General features: G+C 62.6%; 18 protein-coding genes. 12 read left to right on the plus strand and 6 right to left on the minus strand.

From position 1 onward, the window contains the following. Positions 1-170 precede the first annotated feature (170 nt). From NKH90_RS18995 to NKH90_RS19020, 6 genes are all read left to right on the plus strand, one after another. Positions 171-1,121, plus strand: a complete 951-nt coding sequence (locus NKH90_RS18995) for an IS110 family transposase (RefSeq protein WP_352820385.1) — start codon at positions 171-173, stop codon at positions 1,119-1,121. 158 nt (positions 1,122-1,279) lie between these two features. Beyond that, positions 1,280-3,487, plus strand: a complete 2,208-nt coding sequence (gene ligA, locus NKH90_RS19000) for an NAD-dependent DNA ligase LigA (protein ID WP_352820387.1) — start codon at positions 1,280-1,282, stop codon at positions 3,485-3,487. After that, positions 3,487-4,179 carry a DUF2461 domain-containing protein gene (locus tag NKH90_RS19005; RefSeq protein ID WP_352820388.1) on the plus strand — a complete coding sequence of 231 codons (693 nt, stop codon included), beginning with the start codon at positions 3,487-3,489 and terminating at the stop codon, positions 4,177-4,179. Before ligA ends, NKH90_RS19005 begins: the two co-directional genes overlap by 1 nt. Before the next feature lie 122 nt (positions 4,180-4,301). Beyond that, positions 4,302-5,030, plus strand: coding sequence for an AzlC family ABC transporter permease (locus tag NKH90_RS19010; protein ID WP_352769021.1), 729 nt, complete (start codon positions 4,302-4,304; stop codon positions 5,028-5,030). Beyond that, positions 5,027-5,323 carry an AzlD family protein gene (locus tag NKH90_RS19015; RefSeq protein WP_352767756.1) on the plus strand — a complete coding sequence of 99 codons (297 nt, stop codon included), beginning with the start codon at positions 5,027-5,029 and terminating at the stop codon, positions 5,321-5,323. The genes NKH90_RS19010 and NKH90_RS19015 overlap by 4 nt, the downstream gene beginning before the upstream one ends. A gap of 316 nt (positions 5,324-5,639) precedes the next feature. Then, positions 5,640-6,530 carry a LysR family transcriptional regulator gene (locus NKH90_RS19020; protein WP_352820389.1) on the plus strand — a complete coding sequence of 297 codons (891 nt, stop codon included), beginning with the start codon at positions 5,640-5,642 and terminating at the stop codon, positions 6,528-6,530. Here NKH90_RS19020 and NKH90_RS19025 read toward each other — a convergent pair. Beyond that, positions 6,520-8,364, minus strand: coding sequence for an aminopeptidase P family protein (locus tag NKH90_RS19025; RefSeq protein ID WP_352820390.1), 1,845 nt, complete (start codon positions 8,362-8,364; stop codon positions 6,520-6,522). The two genes, NKH90_RS19020 and NKH90_RS19025, sit on opposite strands and share 11 nt — an antisense overlap. Positions 8,365-8,564: 200 nt before the next feature. Here NKH90_RS19025 and NKH90_RS19030 point away from each other — a divergent pair, with 200 nt between their 5' ends. Next, complete coding sequence (locus NKH90_RS19030; protein ID WP_352450114.1) at positions 8,565-8,744, plus strand: hypothetical protein; 180 nt, start codon at positions 8,565-8,567, stop codon at positions 8,742-8,744. 39 nt (positions 8,745-8,783) lie between these two features. On the opposite strand, the gene NKH90_RS19035 is transcribed toward NKH90_RS19030, so the two are convergent. Both NKH90_RS19035 and NKH90_RS19040 read right to left on the minus strand, forming a co-directional pair. Next, positions 8,784-9,656, minus strand: coding sequence for a 50S ribosomal protein L11 methyltransferase (locus NKH90_RS19035; RefSeq protein WP_352820391.1), 873 nt, complete (start codon positions 9,654-9,656; stop codon positions 8,784-8,786). An 11-nt stretch (positions 9,657-9,667) separates the two neighbouring features. Continuing rightward, on the minus strand, positions 9,668-10,246 hold the full coding sequence (locus tag NKH90_RS19040) for an SCO family protein (protein ID WP_352450110.1): 579 nt from the start codon (positions 10,244-10,246) through the stop codon (positions 9,668-9,670). A gap of 205 nt (positions 10,247-10,451) precedes the next feature. On the opposite strand from NKH90_RS19040, the gene NKH90_RS19045 reads away from it, so the two are divergent. From NKH90_RS19045 to NKH90_RS19055, 3 genes are all read left to right on the plus strand, one after another. Further along, the gene (locus NKH90_RS19045) at positions 10,452-10,940 is read left to right on the plus strand and encodes a CreA family protein (RefSeq protein WP_502898861.1); all 489 of its coding nucleotides are present in this window, start codon (positions 10,452-10,454) and stop codon (positions 10,938-10,940) included. Between the two features lie 96 nt (positions 10,941-11,036). Further along, a complete protein-coding gene (locus NKH90_RS19050; protein ID WP_352820393.1) occupies positions 11,037-11,678 on the plus strand; it encodes a DapH/DapD/GlmU-related protein in 642 nt (213 codons plus the stop codon). Positions 11,679-11,848: 170 nt separating this feature from the next. Next, entirely contained in the window at positions 11,849-12,280 is a 432-nt protein-coding gene (locus tag NKH90_RS19055) for a low affinity iron permease family protein (protein WP_031211766.1), read from the plus strand. Positions 12,281-12,349: 69 nt separating this feature from the next. Here the strand turns inward: NKH90_RS19055 and NKH90_RS19060 are convergent, their stop codons facing one another. Continuing rightward, positions 12,350-13,222 carry an SDR family NAD(P)-dependent oxidoreductase gene (locus NKH90_RS19060; RefSeq protein WP_352815434.1) on the minus strand — a complete coding sequence of 291 codons (873 nt, stop codon included), beginning with the start codon at positions 13,220-13,222 and terminating at the stop codon, positions 12,350-12,352. A gap of 130 nt (positions 13,223-13,352) precedes the next feature. On the opposite strand from NKH90_RS19060, the gene NKH90_RS19065 reads away from it, so the two are divergent. Further along, positions 13,353-13,634: a hypothetical protein gene (locus NKH90_RS19065; protein WP_023676741.1), complete on the plus strand. Its 282-nt coding sequence runs from the start codon at positions 13,353-13,355 to the stop codon at positions 13,632-13,634. A gap of 7 nt (positions 13,635-13,641) precedes the next feature. Here NKH90_RS19065 and NKH90_RS19070 read toward each other — a convergent pair whose 3' ends face one another. Further along, complete coding sequence (locus NKH90_RS19070; RefSeq protein WP_023676740.1) at positions 13,642-14,217, minus strand: TMEM175 family protein; 576 nt, start codon at positions 14,215-14,217, stop codon at positions 13,642-13,644. A gap of 156 nt (positions 14,218-14,373) precedes the next feature. Between NKH90_RS19070 and NKH90_RS19075 the strand changes: the two genes are divergently transcribed. Further along, entirely contained in the window at positions 14,374-15,582 is a 1,209-nt protein-coding gene (locus NKH90_RS19075) for an MFS transporter (protein WP_352820395.1), read from the plus strand. A gap of 9 nt (positions 15,583-15,591) precedes the next feature. On the opposite strand, the gene NKH90_RS19080 is transcribed toward NKH90_RS19075, so the two are convergent. Next, the gene (locus NKH90_RS19080; protein ID WP_352820397.1) at positions 15,592-17,064 is read right to left on the minus strand and encodes an MATE family efflux transporter; all 1,473 of its coding nucleotides are present in this window, start codon (positions 17,062-17,064) and stop codon (positions 15,592-15,594) included. Between the last annotated feature and the right edge of the window lie 183 nt (positions 17,065-17,247).

Consider the following 17,247-nt stretch of genomic DNA (forward strand, 5'->3'; position numbering starts at 1 on the left):
GCCTCCACTCCAGCCAGCATCTTGAATCACAAAACCGACTGATCCGGAATCCCCTTCGATTCCGTCAAATCAGGAACCGCTCTAGAGTCGGATCGCCCTCGTCTTTCCCTTGAGGCCTGAACGGATACCCGGAGTTCGGCTCCGAATGACAAGCACAGGACAAGTGAAAGATGACCAACGATACCATCGGGATCGACATATCGAAAGACCATCTCGACGCCCACAGGCTGAGCGACGGCGCGAGCCGGCGTTTTGCCAACGACAGCCGCGGCCACAAGGCGTTCATGAGCTGGTTGAGCCCGAGCCGGTTGGACCCGCCCGGCGTACGCATCGTCTATGAGCCGACAGGTCCATATCACCGGGCCTTTGAGCGGAAGCTGGCGGCGGCTGGCCTTGCGCTGGTCAAGGTCAACCCACGCCAAGCCCGGCGCTTCGCCGAGGCCACCGGCAGGATCGCCAAGACCGACCGGCTGGACGCCGCCATGCTGGCGCGCATGGGCGCTCTTCTCGACCTCGAAGCACGACCGGTGCGCAGCCCGATCCTCAATGACCTCAAGGACCTGCACATGGCGCGCGAGGCGCTGGTGAAGAACCGGACGGCGGCGAGGAACAGGGCCAAGGCGCTAACCCTTCCCATCCTCAAGCGCCACAATGCCCAGCAGCTCAGGCAGATCGAACGTCAAATGGCTGCTGTCGAAAAGGAGATCACGGCGCTCATCCAGTCCGATCCCGATCTCTCCCGTCGCTTCGCTATCCTCGTCTCGATCCCGGGCGTCTCGGCAATCACCGCCTTCGCGCTTCTCATCGAAATGCCCGAACTCGGCACGCTCGGTCAGGGTCAGGCTGCTTCCTTCGCGGGCCTCGCTCCCGTCGCACGACAGTCCGGCAACTGGATCGGCCGCGCCTTCATCCGCGGCGGGCGAGCCAATGTCCGACAGGCACTCTACATGCCCGCCCTCGTCGCCATGCGCTTCAATCCCGATCTAAAGGCAAAATACCACCAGCTCACGGCCGACGGCAAAGCCTCAAAACTCGCCATCACAGCCATCATGCGAAAGCTCATCATCCTCGCAAACGCACTACTCAGGGACAATCGGACCTGGACACCATCTCTCCCTTGACCAACACGGATACTCCAGGCGAGTTCGTTTCCGGCGCTCGTGACCTGAGTCAGAGTATGGCGCCATCCTGCTGTTCAGGAATGATTTTCTGTGTCTGGTCTCTCCCTCATGAGAAAATCCTGTTCTATTGTGTCGCGCCACCGTGGAGGGAGCAGTGCATGGACGAAAAACCAGTCGATTCGCTCAGCGAAAGCGAGGCGGCAAGCGAGTTGAAGCGGTTGGCGCAGGAGATCGCCGAGCACGACCGGCGCTACCATGGCGAGGACGCGCCGACAATCACGGATGCGGAATATGACGCGCTGACCCGGCGCAACCTCGCCATCGAGCAGCAGTTCCCGCATCTTGTGCGCGAGGATTCGCCCTCACGCAGGGTCGGCGCGCCGCCGGCGGAAGGTTTTGCAAAGGTGCGCCACGCGGTGCCGATGCTCAGCCTCGCCAAGGCCTATACCGACCAGGACGTCGCGGACTTCATAGAACGGGGCCGGCGATTCTTTGATCGCGACAAGGAGCTGAACATCGCCTTCACGGCTGAGCCGAAGATCGACGGGCTATCGGCTTCCCTGCGGTATGAAGGCGGTGTGTTCGTGCAGGGGGCAACGCGCGGCGACGGCGTCGTCGGCGAGGACATCACCGCCAATCTCAAGACCATCGCCGATATTCCCAAGACCTTGAAGGGACCGGACTGGCCCGAGGTCATCGAAATACGCGGTGAGGTCTATATGACCTACGCGGAATTCGAGGCGCTGAAGCAGCGTTCGGCGGCGATAGGCGGCCAGGATTACGTCAATCCGCGTAACACGGCGGCCGGATCGCTGCGCCAGAAGGACCCGTCCGTTACCGCCAGCCGCAACCTCAAATTCTTTGCCTACGCCTGGGGCTATACTTCAAAGGATCCAGCTCCGACCCAATACGATTCCGTGCAAAAATTCGCGGAGTGGGGGTTCAAGGTCAGTCCGCTGATGGTCCGGGCAAAGTCGGTCGACGAACTGATCGCGCATTATCACCTTATCGAGGCCCAGCGCTCATCGCTCGGCTACGACATCGACGGCGTCGTCTACAAGGTCGACCAATTGGAGTTGCAGCGCAGATGGGGCTTCGTCACCGGCGAACCACGCTGGGCGATCGCTCATAAATTTCCGGCCGAACAGGCGATGACGACCGTGCTCAGGATCGACATTCAGGTCGGCCGTACCGGTACGCTGGCGCCCGTTGCCCGGCTTGCGCCCGTCACGGTCGGCGGCGTCGTGGTCGAAAATGTCACGCTTCACAACGAAGACTACATCAAGGGTCTGGACAGCAACGGCCAGCCGATCCGCGACGGCAACGACATCCGTATCGGCGACACGGTGGTCATCCAGCGGGCAGGGGACGTCATTCCGCAGATCGTCAGCGTCGTCGTCGACAAGCGTCCGCCAGATGCCGTGCCCTACGAATTCCCGCACAAATGTCCGATCTGCGGCTCACCCGCAACGCGCGAGATCAACGAGAAGACCGGCAAGGAGGATTCCCGCCGACGGTGCACCGGCGAGCTGATCTGCCCCGCGCAGGCCGTGGAAGGATTACGCCACTTTGTGTCGCGCGGCGCCATGGATATCGAAGGCCTGGGCGCTGAAAACATAGACCTGTTCTTCAATGCCGGGTTGGTCAAGACTGCCGCCGATATCTTCACCCTCCGGGATCGCCGTCCCGCCGTCACCAAGGCGCTGGCGGAGCGACGGGAGGAGCAGGCCAGGCAGCGCGAGGCCGCATCGGGCAAAACGCGCAAGAATGTACGCAGCGTCGACGAACGCAACTATGACGGCCTCGACAAGCTCTTCGCTGCCATCGACGCCCGCCGCGAACCGGAACTTGATCGCTTCATCTTTGCGCTGGGCATCCGCCATATCGGCGAAACGACGGCCGCTGTGCTTGCTCGAACCTTCTCGACGATCGAGGAGTTGATCCGCATTGGCAAGGAGACAGCAGCGGCAGCCGATCCACACACCGTTTTTCCTTCGATCAACGGCATCGGCGATACGGTGATAGGCGCGCTTCGCGATTTCTTCGGCAATGAACGCAACGACGCCGTGCTTGAAGCGCTGCTCACACAGGTCCACCCGAAGCCGTACATTGTGAACGTCTCAGCCGATAGTGCGGTCGCCGGCAAGACAATCGTGTTTACAGGCACGCTGGAAAAGATGACGCGCCCGGAGGCCAAGGCGATGGCCGAACGTCTCGGCGCGAAGGTCGCCGGCTCGGTTTCTGCGAAGACCGATCTCCTGGTGGCAGGGCCAGGCGCCGGTTCCAAGCTGAAGGATGCGACCAAATTCGGCATCGAGGTGATCGACGAGGACACCTGGCTGCAGCGGATTGGCAAGGGCGGGTGATGGGTGCTGCGTTCAATGGATTTGGGCAAAAGGCCATTCCCTTCCTCAAGGCGCTGGATTTTCATCAGAGCCGGGAGTGGTTTTTGGAAAATCGCGATCTTTTCGAGCGCGACCTGCGCGATCCCTTCGGCGATCTGGTCGAGACGCTCTCCGAGCGCTTCACGGCATTGGGGCTCGGCCTGCGCGGCGACCGCAAGAAATCGCTGTTCCGGATTAATCGCGACGTGCGTTTTGCCAAGGACAAACGGCCTTATAACCGGCATTTGTCGGCGATCCTTTCGCCCGACGGCACCAAGATGGAACAGGGCGTGTTTTACGTCCATATCGGGCTGGAGCGCTGCTTTGCCGCCATTGCCTGGTGGCAGCCCGGACCGGAGCTATTGCTGGCGCTGCGCAACGCGATCGCGAAGCGGCCCGCTGAATTCCGTAGCCTCGTTGCGGCGCTGAAGAAGAACGGCCTCGAGCTCGACCCGGACGGCTGCATGAAGCGCACGCCGCGCGGCTTCGAGCATATCGCCGAGCCCGATCTCGCTGCCGCGATCCGCAACCGGCATTTTGCCGTCCGGCACGCAATCGAGCCGGCGGATATCTACGGAGCTGGATTGGTCGACGAACTCGTCGACTTCGTCATGCAGGCAAAACCGCTGCTTGACTGGGGCAGGGCGATCGAAGGCAAGGCTTCGCCGCGCTAGGCTCGGAAGCGAGCTTGCCGCGACGCTTCAGCCATCATTTCCGCTGATCGTTTGCCTCAAGCAAATTGGTGTGACAAGCCGGGCCGCTCTCTCTACATACGGCCGTTCCCAAGGAGCGATCGATGTCGGCGGAAGCAATCTCCGAAAACGGAGCGAAAAGCGATTTCTGGGACGGCGTGCGGCTCAGCATGCCCGTCGTGGTGGCGTCGGCGCCGTTTGCGTTGCTGTTCGGAGCGCTCGCAGTCGACAACGGGTTTTCCGTGCTCGAAGCGTTCCTGATGAGCGCAACGGTGTTCGGCGGCGCCAGCCAGATGGTCGGCATCGAGCTGTTCGGCCAGCATGTCGCGCCGTGGCTGATCGTGCTGTCGATCTTCGCCGTGAATTTTCGCCATGTGCTCTATTCGGCTGGCATCGGCCGGCGCATTGCGCATTGGCCGCTGGTGCAGCAGGCGATAGGCTATTTTGTGCTGACCGATCCGCAGTTCGCGGTGGCCGAGCGCAAGGCGGAGGCCGGCGAGACCGTCGGGTTCACCTGGTATATGGGGCTTGGGCTGCCGGTCTATGTGTTCTGGATCATCGAAAGCGCGCTCGGCGCGATGTTCGGCAAGCTTATTCCCGACACCCATGCGTTGGGCATCGATTTCCTGCTGCCGATATATTTTCTCGGCCTGGTCATGAGCTTCCGCAAGCGGCCGCTGTGGCTGCCGGTGGTCGTCGCCAGCGCTGCCGCCTCCATCATTGCATACAAAACGGTCGGCTCGCCCTGGCATGTCTCCATAGGTGCGCTGGCCGGCGTGCTGCTCGCCGTCATCCTGCCGCCCCGCCACAGCGGCGTGGAGGCACGGCCATGAGCACGACCTTGTGGATCATCGTCGCCGGTTCCATCGCGACCTATCTGACCCGCATCGGCGGTCATCTGGTGATCTCGCGTTTCGATCAAATCCACCCGCGCGTCGAAGCCGGGCTCAGCGCCGTGCCGGCGGCGGTGCTGACCACGCTGGTGGCGCCGGCGGCGCTCAGCGCCGGGCCGGCGGAATGGGCAGCCTTGATCGTCGCCGGCCTTGTCTCACTGCGCGGCGGCCTTATGGCGATGTTCCTGGCGGGTGCTGCCGTGCTGATCCTCGCGCGGCAGCTCGTCGGCTGATCGACTTTTGCCTTGGCGGCGAGAGCACACATGCGCTTTACCGCAGCGACTATTGCCGCGCCGACCCGCGACAGGCTCAGCCGGATCGCCTCCGCTCTCTCCTGGTGGGCGCCACGCACGGCGTCGCTATAGAGCGCTTCGCGCTGCTTCGGCGTCAATGCGCTTAGATCGATCGGCTGGATGCCGAAGGGCTCACGCGACATTTCCATCTCCCCTGGTTTGCCGTGTTGATCGGCAGCTACACCGGCGATTTACGGGAAGGGCATAATCAGTTAAAATGAATAATTAAGATCGTTATGTTCTCCAGGAGAGATGTATGGATTTGGCCGATCTGCGCATCTTCCGCACGGTGGTGCGCGAGGGCGGAATCACCAGGGCGGCGGAAAAACTGTTTCGCGTGCAGTCGAACGTGACCACACGCATCCGGCAGCTCGAGGAGGATCTCGGCGTGCAGCTGTTTATCCGGGAGGGCAAGCGCCTGCACGTATCGCCGGCCGGTCACAGATTGGTCGGCTATGCGGATCGGCTGCTGGCGCTTGCGGAGGAGGCGCGAACGGCGATGCTCGATCCACGCCCGCGCGGCACTCTTCGCCTAGGTGCCATGGAGAGCACCGCCGCGGCACGGCTTCCAAGTCTGCTCGCCGAATACCATGCACGGCATCCCGAAGTGGAAATCCAGTTGCGCACCGGCAATCCGCAGGTTCTCGCGACCGCCATGCTTGCCGGCGAACTCGATGCAGCCTTCGCCGCCGAGCCGATCGCTGACGTTCCGTTCGAAAAGCTGCCCGCATTCCACGAGCAGCTGGTCATTGTCTCGGCGGCATCGCGCGTTTCGGTCGAAGACCACCTGGACATGCCCAAAACCATGATAGCCTTCGAGCACGGCTGTCCGCACCGCAAGCGGCTGGAACAATGGTATGCGCGCAGAGGGTTCATGGCCGAGAAAACCATCGAGCTTGGTTCATACCATGCCATCCTTGGTTGCGTGGTGGCTGGCATGGGCATAGCGCTGATGCCGAAAAGCGTGCTTTCGGGTTTTCCGGAAAGCCGCTGGCTAAAGCTGCACGAACTGCCCGCTGACGAAGACAATGCCGTCACGGTGTTGTTCTGGCGCAAGGGAGCCGGTTCTCCCAACGTCACCGCTTTGCAGGCACTGCTTGCGGAGCAAAGCCTGTCAACCGGCGTTGTCGCCGCGGCTATTGCTTGAAGTCGTGCGGCAGCGGCGCGGTTGCCTTTTCCAGCCAGGCCAGCGTTTCGCCGTCGAGCATCGGTCCGATCTCGGCCAGTACGCGCGCATGGTATTCGTCAAGCCAATGCAACTCGTCGCGGGTTAAAAGGTCCGATCGGACCAGCCGCTTGTCGATCGGCGCCAGCGTCAGTGTCTCGAAGCCGTGCATGGCGATGTCGCCGCCCTCGATTGCCTCGGCCGGTGTCACCAGAACCAAGTTCTCGATGCGGATGCCGTAGGAACCTTCCTTGTAATAGCCGGGCTCGTTGGAGACGATCATGCCGGCCAGCAGCTTCTCGGTACCGGTCTTGGCGATACGCTGCGGGCCCTCATGCACGGCAAGATAGGAGCCGACACCGTGCCCGGTGCCATGGGCGAAATCGCAGCCGTGTCTCCATAGCGCCAGGCGCGCCACTGCATCGATTTCGGAGCCGCGCGTGCCCTGGGGGAAGCGCAGCATGGAGATGCCGATCATGCCTTTCAGCACCAGCGTGAAGCGCTCGCGCATCTCCTCGGTTGGCGCGCCAATCGGAACCGTGCGGGTAATGTCGGTGGTGCCGTCCTGGTACTGCCCGCCGGAATCGAGCAGGAACAGCTCGCCATCCCCCAGCTTGCGATTGGTGGCGCGGGAGACGCGGTAGTGCATGATAGCGCCGTTAGGACCAGCGCCGGAGATGGTATCGAACGATACGTCGCGCAGCGGCATCTGCGTTTCTTCGCCGGTCTGACGGCGCGTCTCCTCAAGCCTGGTGACAACGGCGATTTCGTCGAGCGTGCCGGGCTTCTGGCGGTCGAGCCAGCACAGCAGCTTGGCGACCGCGGCGCCGTCGCGGCGATGTGCGGCGCGTGCGCCGGTGATCTCAGCTTTGTTCTTTGTTGCGCGTGGAATGCGGGCCGGATCGGGCACGGCAATGACGGTGCCGCCATTATCCTCGACCAGCATCCTGAGCTTGTCCGCCGCTAGAACCGGGTCCAGCGCGATTTTTGCGCCGCCCTTGGCCCGGGTGACGATTGCCGTTTCGAATTCACCTGGGTCGTGCAATTCGGCGAGCTGCGTCAGGTAGGCCGCGACGGTGCGCGAAAACTTGCGCTGATCCATGAAAAGCAGATGCGAGCCGTCGGCGGCGAGCACGGCAAAGCCGAGCGCCAGCGGTGTGTGCGGTACGTCGCCGCCACGGATGTCGAACGCCCAGGCAATGGAGGAGGGGTCGGTCAGCACGGCATGGGTGGCGCCGTCCTTCTCGATGGCCGCTGCCAGCCGCACCAGCTTGTCCTTGGCCAGTTCGCCGGCAAAGCCGATCGGGTGGATCTCGACCGGCGCCAGTGGCGGCCCGGGCTGGTCCTGCCAGATGGCGTCGATTGGATTTTGTTCGAGCGGCTCCAAAGTCGCGCCGGACTTCTCGGCCGAGGCCTTCAGCGCCTTGACGTCACTGATCGTATGGAGCCACGGATCGAAGCCCAACCGCACGCCCTTGCCGAGATTATCCTTGATCCAGTTGGCCGGCGGGTTGTCGACAAGGCTCTCGATCGAAAAGATGTCGAGATCGACCTCCTGGCGCACCTGCAGCGTGTAGCGCCCGTCGACAAACATGACGGCGCGCTCGCCAAGCACAATGGCGACGCCGGCCGAGCCGCTGAAGCCGGTCAGCCATTTCAGCCGTGCCGAGCGGTCGGCGACATATTCGCCCTGGTGCTCGTCGGCACGGGGCACGATGAAGCCATCCAGCCCGTTCGCCGCCAACCATTGGCGCAGCATTGCCACGCGCGGCTTGCCAACGGCCGGATCGCCGGCGGAATCGAAGGTCTGGAACATGTCGGCTCTCCTCGAATGCTGGCGCGACCGTAGCGCATGACTTCGAAAATCGGAATCGATTTTCGGACCGATCATTCCCGGTTGCTGCGTGTCTCTTTGCGCATGGACGCCATGCAGAATCGACGATTTCAAAAAGCGTCAGCGGAGCTTACCTTCTTAATGTGGAGGAAAAGTCCTGTTGCCCTGCAAAGGAGACCGTCATGTCCACGATTTCACCTAGACGCGGATTTTTCAAAAACGCTGTGAAAGCGCTGATCGAAGCTCGCCAGCGCGAAGCGAGCCGGTATGTAAGCGGCGTTCTGCTTGGCTTTGACGACGAAACGCTGAAAGCTCACGGCTACGATCGCGAACAGCTGAAGAAAGCGGCGAACTCGCGCTAAGTCCGAGCGGATTCCGGCTTGCGTTGAAGGCGTCGCGCCTCAGCGCTTGAGGTGAATCGTCACCCAGCCCTCGCGGTGCAAGGTGCGGACGTGCCGGAATTTCTGGCCGACATAAGCCGCGATTACCGCATCGCGCTGGCGCTCGAGGATGCCCGACAAAACAATCGAGCCACCGAGCGCGATATGCTCCGCCATTTGCGGCGCCAGGCGCATCAGCGGCCGCGCCAATATGTTGGCGACGATCAAGTCGAAGGGCGCGCGCGCGGCAAAGATCGGGTGGTGGAATCCGGGCGCCGTCACTGTTTCGACGAGCCCCTTAACATGGTTCAGGCGCGCATTGGCGGCGGCCACCTTGACGGCGACCGGGTCGATGTCGGTCGCCAGCACCGGTATATGCGCGAGCCTGGCCGCTGCGATCGCGAGCACCGCGCTGCCGGTGCCAAGGTCGAGTGCGTTGCACGGATGCTCGCGCCGTACGACCTGCTCCAGCATTTCGAGGCAGCCGGCGGTGGTGCCGTGATGGCCGGTGCCGAAAGCAAGGCCGGCCTCGATCTCTATGGCGATTTCGCCGCTGTGGCGCTTCCTGCGGTCATGCGCGCCATGGACGAAGAAGCGCCCGGCCCGCACCGGCTTCAATCCCTCCAGCGAGCGCGCCACCCAGTCGATGTCGGGCAGCGTTTCGCGCGCTATAGGCTTCGACAGCGACAGTCCGGCAAGTACATCCCTGAGCCGCGCCTCGACCGCATCGACGTCGTCGCCGGCATAGAGCGACACTTCGTGGATGTCGCGGTCCTCGTCGACCTCGAGCACTGCAATCGGCAGGCCCTCATCGTCGAACGCCGCACCGAGCGCCGCGAAGATGCGATCAGCCTCGATCTTGCCCGCGGTGAAATACAAACGCGTCTGCGTCATTACCGGATGTGTCAACCTTCCGCCGCCAGCCGTTTGAGCTTGGCGATGGCGGCGTCCGGGCTTTCGCCATAGGCAATAGTGCCGGCGAAATCGCCCTTGGCATTGAGCAGCAGCACCGAAGCGGTGTGGTCCATCGTGTAGTCGCCGTCGTTCGTGTCGACTTTCTTCCAGTAGATGCCGAAGGACTTGGCCATGGCGTGGACCTTATCCGGATCGCCTGATATGCCGAGGATGCGATCGGAGAAATTGCTGACATAGGTGTTCATGATTTCCGGCGTATCGCGCTCCGGGTCGACCGTAACGAAATAGGCACGCAGGTTCTTGCCGTCGTCGCCCATCGTCTTCAGCCAGCCGGCCAACTCGAAAAGCGTGGTCGGGCAGACTTCCGGACAATGCGTGAAGCCGAAGAAGACGACGCTGGGGTGGCCGCGAAACGCGGCTTCGGTGACCGGCGCGCCCTTCTGGTCGACCAGCGTGAACGGTGCTCCGAACGGCTCGCCGCCATAATGTCCGCGGTACCAGTCGAAGGTGAGCCAGCCGATGCCAGCGGCCATCAGGACGAGAATACCGACCAGAATTGAACGCATCATCAGTGAAGTCCGTCGTTATTTCCATCGGGCGCCGGGTTGGCGCCGTGAAGGCCCTGGCTTGGCGAACACTCTTAGCGGTTCGGTCGCGCCGACGCAAAGATGTCGCGTTGCCGCAACCGGCAATCCTGTGGGAGGCGATCTGCTTGCAAAGCGCTGCCGTTCGTCCCACCTGAGGTCGGCAAAATTCGAACCGCAGGAGGCCTCTTTGCGAAAACTGATTGGCGGCGTGTTAGCCGCATGCCTGGTCATTGGCGCCGGCGCGGCCGCCGCCGAGGAAGTCGGCAAGGTCGGCGTCGATTGGCTCGGCAACGATATCATCGTCGAGGCGATCAAGGATCCGAAGGTCGAGGGCGTGACCTGCCACGTCTCGTATTTCGACCGTGGCATGATCGACCGCCTGCAGAAAGGCAACTGGTTCGAGGACCCGTCCGATTCCTCGATCTCCTGCCGCCAGACCGGGCCGATCACCATTGGCGACATCGACATGAGCGAGGCCGGCGAGGAGGTGTTCAAGCAAGGCATCAGCCTGATCTGGAAAAAGCAGGTGGTGAACCGCATCTACGACAAGGCCAACGAGACGCTGATCTACCTGTCGCATTCGCGCCAGGTGCAGGATGGCTCGGCAAAAATGTCGGTCACCACCGTGCCGCTCTACGGCCAGAACGTGGTGTGGACCAGCGGCAAGCCGAAATAGAGACTGAAGGTGCTACGGGGGCCTTGGCGCGTCCAAGCGGATGCGCGGCGCTGCACTCGGCTTGCGAGACTTTGCGCGCGGGCGTAAAGCGCCCGCATGGACCGTCCCGAACACCTTGTCCTGAAAGATCCCGAGCCGCGCATCCACCCGACGGCGGAGCTGAAGGCGTGCAAGCTTGGACGCTATGCGTCGATCGGCGAGCGCGTCATCTTACGTGAAGTCATGGTTGGCGACTTCTCCTACTTCGAGCGCCACGCCGAGGCGATCTATACGACGATCGGCAAATTCTGCTCGATCGCCGCCAACAGCCGCATCAATGCGCTGGAGCATCCGGTCGAGCGGCTGACGCAGCACAAAATCAGCTATCGGCCCAACGAGTACTTCCGCTGGCTGGGTGTCGATCAGGCATTCCGCGACCGGCGGCGGGCGAGAGCCGTCAGCATCGGCCACGATGTCTGGATCGGCCATGGCGCCGTGATCATGCCGGGCGTGGCGATCGGCAATGGCGCGATCGTCGGTGCCAACTCGGTGGTGACGCGCGACGTGCAGGCCTATGCAATCATCGCCGGCGTTCCGGCCACGCCATTGCGGCAGCGCTTCAGCGCGGGAACTGCGGCCCGGATCGAACGTCTTGCCTGGTGGGACTGGCCGGTCGAGAAACTGGCCAGGGCAGTCCCCGACATGCAGGCCTTGCCCATCGAGGCTTTCCTCGACCGCTGGGAAAACGGCGCCCCCTGACTTCGGGGCGTATCTGCAAGCGGTCCGACGGCCTGCGCGATCTGCTCCTCCAACAATGTACCCGCGATCTTCCGCCACGAGGGAACCAGGAGCGGCTGCCAACTGTTTCTGCAGACACAATGAACTCGGCTTCCGTCCGGGTTCGTCGCCCGGCTGTTGAGGGAGTTTGAATGATTGAGAAGCTTTTCACCAGGATCGCCAACAACGTCGCCCATTTTGCCGGCCTGCCGCCGACGTTTGCCGTCTGTTTCCTGATCATCGTCGTCTGGGCGGCAAGCGGGCCGATGTTCGGCTTTTCGGACACCTGGCAGCTCGTCATCAACACCGGCACGACGGTCGTCACCTTCCTGATGGTGTTTCTCATCCAGAACACCCAGAACCGCGATGGCGCCGCGATCCAGGCGAAGCTCGACGAATTGATCCGGGTCAGCACAGCCCAGAACACCTTCATCGGTATCGAACACCTGACTGAGACCGAGGTCGAAGAGATCCGCAAGAAATGCGAACAGGCAGCGAAGCGGCATGATCAGAAGCTTGCCGAGTTGGCAGCCGAGAAAGCCATGGCGAAGAAGCGGAACACGAAGAAGCACGCAGCGGCGTGATATAAAGGTCCGGCGCATACCTGCGAAGATCGGATCCGATTCTTTGCTACGGTGATCTTCGGTTCGGGATCATGCGCTGCGTGTCATGAATGCCGCGAAAGCATCCTTGTAGTCCGGATGCCAGCGCGACAGAGCAGGACGGTTCTCAATGATATCGCCAATTGCCCAGGCCATGCGCTTTTCGTCCATGGGCCGGGTCGCCTCGTTATCGGGACACAGGATGTAGAAATCGCCACGCAGCAGCGAGGCCAGCATGAAGTCGATGACCTGCTCGCCGGTCCAGGCGCCGGCCGGCTTTTCGGTCGCACCTTCGGTCAGGCCGGTAAAAGTAAACCCGGGAATGAGCAAATGCGCCGCGACATTGGCGCCGGGCTCGTTGCGCAGCGCGTGTGCAAGGCCCTCGGTATAGGTCTTCACGCCAGCCTTGGAGACGTTGTAGGCGAGGTTGCCAGGCGGCGTGGTAATGCCTTGCTTGGAGCCGGTGTTGACGATCAGGCCGGGCTTTCCCGCCGCCAGCATGCGCGGCGCGAAGGCCTCGACGCCATGGACGACGCCCCAGAAATTGATGTCCAGCAGTCGCTTCCAGGCGTCACGGTTCTCCCAGGGCTTGCCGGGGTTGTTGCCGACGCCGGCATTGTTCATCAGCAGCGAGACGTCGCCGAAAGTGCCGGATGTCCGTTCGGCCAGCCGGTCGAGGTCTTCGGCCTTCGAGACATCGGTGGCGACGGCAAGTACGGCGCTCTGCCCGCCGATAGCAGCGACGGCGCGGGCAGCCTCATCAAGGCGTTCGCCGCCGATATCGGCCAGCACGATCTTCATGCCCATCGCCGCCAGCCGTTTGGCGGCGGCAAGGCCGATGCCGCTGGCCGCGCCGGTAATGACGGCGACATTGCCGGAGGCAAGTGCAGGCAGGGCGGTCTGGATCTCGGCGTCGGTGGTCATGATTTTCTCCTGTTCTGGCCGCGGCGAACTTAGCGCGGAAAAAGGCTCGCGCAAGCCGGTCCCGGCATCTTCGGGTTGACCGCATCGGCGGGCGCTGCGCATGCTGATATCGAAAAAGGAGACCTGACGATTGACCGACTGGATCGAGATCCTGAAAGAACAGACCGCCACCGGCGACCAGATGAGCCGCGAAGTACCGCAGATGCTCGCCAATCCCGACATCAGCGAAGCGCAAGTTATGACGCTGTTTTCGGCGCTCGAAAAACAGGCCGAATTCGTCGAAAAGCTGCGTATGGCGCTGGAAAAATTCGGCCATGATTTTTCAGTGATCAAGGCGGCCGAGCGGCTGGAGGAGCGCTACGCCGACCTTGCCGCTTCGGTAGCGGAAAAGCTGAAAGCAATGCGAGGCTAGACGGGGCCTATTTCTCGATCAGCCGCTCGAAGCGTCTGTCCGGCACGAACCAGATCATCGCCACCAGGACATAGATCGAGACACCGATCCAGTGATTGACGAAGGTCAGCGCGATGGCGGAAAGATAGAGGACCAGCGAGATCTTTCCCTTGAGGTCATTGCCCAACGCCCTGGCGAAGAGAGTCTCGTTGCCGTGCAGTCGATGCAGGGCCATGGTGAGGATGTTGAAGCCGATGGCGCAGAGCGCCAGGTCGACGCCATAGACGGCAACCGGCACCGGCGCGAAATGGTTCTCACCCATGAAGGCTGTCGTCGCCGGCATCAGCGATAGCCAGAACAGCAGGTTGAGGTTCGCCCACAGCACGCGGCCGTCGACCCGCTGCACGGTATGGAACATGTTGTGCAAATTGTTCCAGTAGATGCCGACATTGATGAAGGACAGCACATAGCTGAGGAAGATCGGCCAGAGTGGTGCCAGCGCGGAAAAATCCTCGCCATGCGGCACCTTCAATTCCAGCACCATGATGGTGATGATGATGGCGACCACGCCATCGGTGAATGCCTCGACTCGTCCCTTGCCCATGAATCTCCCCTGACAATCCGCTGAAGTTAAAAGAGGATCTCGCTCAGCGCCATCGGCAAAGCTGCCAGACTTGTCAGGAGCAAGCCGGGGAGGGGGAACGGCTGACGCGAAAAAGGCGTTAGGATGTCAGATCCCGAACAGCAAAAGGTCGAAAAAATGACCGCTCACGCTCAAGTCATGACGCGCGATTACGAACTCGGCGGCCGCGCTGCAGCGGCCACCGTGGCCGCTATGATCGCGGCTCTTTTCGCCGGCAGCACGGCGCTGACGCCGCTTTACATCATCTACAAGCAGGTCTTCGGCTTCTCACAGATCACTTTGACGCTGGTCTACGCCGTCTATGTCATCGGCAATCTGGCGGCGCTGCTGATGTTGGGGCGTGTGTCCGATGTCATCGGGCGCCGTCCAATGGCATTGGCCGGGATGGCGGTGGCCGTGGTCAGCGCGGTGGTTTTCCTGTTCGCCGAAAATGTCGCATGGCTCGACATCGCCCGAATTCTGAGCGGACTGGGAATCGGCGTCGGCGCGGGCACCGGCACCGCCTGGCTCGCCGAATTGCTCCCGACCGACGACAAGTCACAGGCGGCGACGATTGCCACCAGCACCAATTTTCTCGGCCTCGGCCTCGGTGCGCTGGGAGCCGGGTTGCTCGCCGAATACGCGCCTTGGCCGCTCAGGCTGACATTCGTCGTCTACCTGGCGATGCTCGCGACTGTAACCCTGCTGGTCTGGCGCACGCGGGAAACCGTTTCGCGGCCGGGGAAACTGGCTGACGTTTCGATGCGGCCGCGCCTTTCCGTGCCCGATGCCATCCGCGCAAATTTCGTTGCGCCGGCGGTGACCGGCTTTGGCGCAATGGCGCTGGTCGGCTTTTATGCAGCACTCGCACCGAGCATTTTGGCGCAGCAACTGCAGGTAACCAACCATGCCGAAGCCGGCGCTCTGTTCTTTGAATTGGCGATCGTGACGGCCGCCACCATTGTAGCGACGGCACGTCTTTCGAGCCGAGCCACGATGTTCGCGGCGCTTGCGCTGATGATCCCAACCGTCGCGCTGATTGTTGCGGCGCAGGTCTTCGCCTCGATGACCATAATGATTGCCGGCACCGCCTTGTGCGGGGTGGCGGCAGCGCTCGGCTATCGCGGCGGCTTGCAAGTGGTGAACGAGATCGCGCCGGCGGACCGGCGCGCCGAAGTCGTCTCGGCCTTCTTCATCTGCTGTTTTTGCGGCAACGCGCTGCCGGTCATCGGCATCGGCGTTCTGTCGACGGTGGCAGGTGCGACCGCGGCAAGCGTGGCCTTTGCCGGCATGATTGTCGTCTTTTCCCTGGTCGCTCTCGGGTTTGGCGCGAAATACGCGCGCTGAGCCGACCTTTCAGCCGTTCGGTGTCTCGGGCGAAAGGTGCGCGCGCTGGCGCGGTACGCCGAGGCCGGTATCCGGCGGTTCGCCGGCAGCCGGCCGGCTCTCGATCATGTGCAGGCTGCGCCAGCGGCCGAAGCGATAATAGGCCGCGGCCAGCACGAGCGAGGTTATAGAGCCAGCCGGAAAGCTCCACCACAGAGCTTCCTCGCCGATCACGCTTCGGAAGAAATAGGCGAAGCTGGTGCGCACCAGCAGCACCGAGATCACCAGGATGATCAGCGGCGGCATCACCGCGCCGGTGGCACGCACGGTGGCGAAGAGCACGATGGTGATGCCGAACAGGATGAAGGACCACGACGCGATCTTGTTGATGTGAGTGGCGATGTCGATTGCTGCACTGTCGCTGCCAAGGAAGAGGCTGAGCACCGCGCGATCGAATACGAACAGCAGCGCGACGAGCATCCCGGTGAGCACAAGGTTGAAGCCGACGCCGGAGGTGGCGATGCGTCCAATCCGGTCCCAGCGCCTGGCGCCGACATTTTGCGCCGCCATGGACGACACCGCGGCGCCGATGGCGAGCGCCGGCATCTGGATATAGGTCCAGAGCTGTGCGGCTATGCCGTAGGCAGCTGCAACCTGCGAGCCGTACGAGTTGACCATGCCCATCACCGTCAGCGCCGCGGCCGAAACGACGATCATCTGCAGGCCCATCGGCACGCCCTTGAAGACGACGATGCGCAGCAGCGCCGGGTCCGGCCGCAGCAGAGCGAGATTAGGGCCGGCCAGCCGCAGCGGGTGCTTGCGCGCATAGAGCACAATCAGGATGGCAACCACGCTTACCGTCTGGCCGATCAGCGTCGAGGTGGCCGAGCCGGCGATGCCGAGTTCGGGGAACGGGCCGATGCCGAGGATGAGCAACGGGTTCAAAACGACGTCGAGCATGACGGCCAGCGCCATGAACAGGAAAGGCGTGCGCGAATCGCCGGCGCCGCGCAGCACCGTCATGACGAAGGACAGCAGGTTCATCATCGGCACGGCGAGGAAGATGATGCGCAGATAGGAGCGCGCCAGCGGCAACGCGTCGGCCGGCGTGCCGAGCGCATCGAGGATCGCATCGACCCAGATCCAGCCGCAGACCGCGAACACCACCGAGACGAGGAAGAAGAAGGTGGCGCTGGTTCCGACGATGCGCCGGGCTTCGGGCAGGTCACGAGCGCCGACGGATTGTGCGACCAGGATGGTCGCCGCCATGCCGATGCCGAAGACGGTGCCGAGGATGAGAAACAGCACGAGGTTGGCATTGGACGTGGCGGTCAGCGCCGCTTCACCGAGGAAACGGCCGACCCACACGGCATTTATCGAGCCGTTGAGCGACTGCAGCACATTGGAGCCGAGCACCGGCAGGGCAAACAGCAACAGGGTGCGCGGGATAGGCCCACTGGTGAGGTCGCCGGTCTGCCGGCGCGGGGGCATGTTGTCGTCCATGGCAGGCAACTCGGCGAAGGCTTGTCTGAGTCCGCAATGATTGCCGATTTAACGGGAGAGGTCGATGCGGCGCTGTAAATTCCGCCTGGCGTGCCTTGATCTAAGCATTTCTCAACCTTCCGGAATCGTATATTGATCCCGCACGCGTGGGGCCGCATTTTCCTGGATCTCATGGGTAGGCCG

This window comes from Mesorhizobium sp. M0898, from assembly GCF_040319695.1.
Lineage (GTDB): Bacteria > Pseudomonadota > Alphaproteobacteria > Rhizobiales > Rhizobiaceae > Mesorhizobium.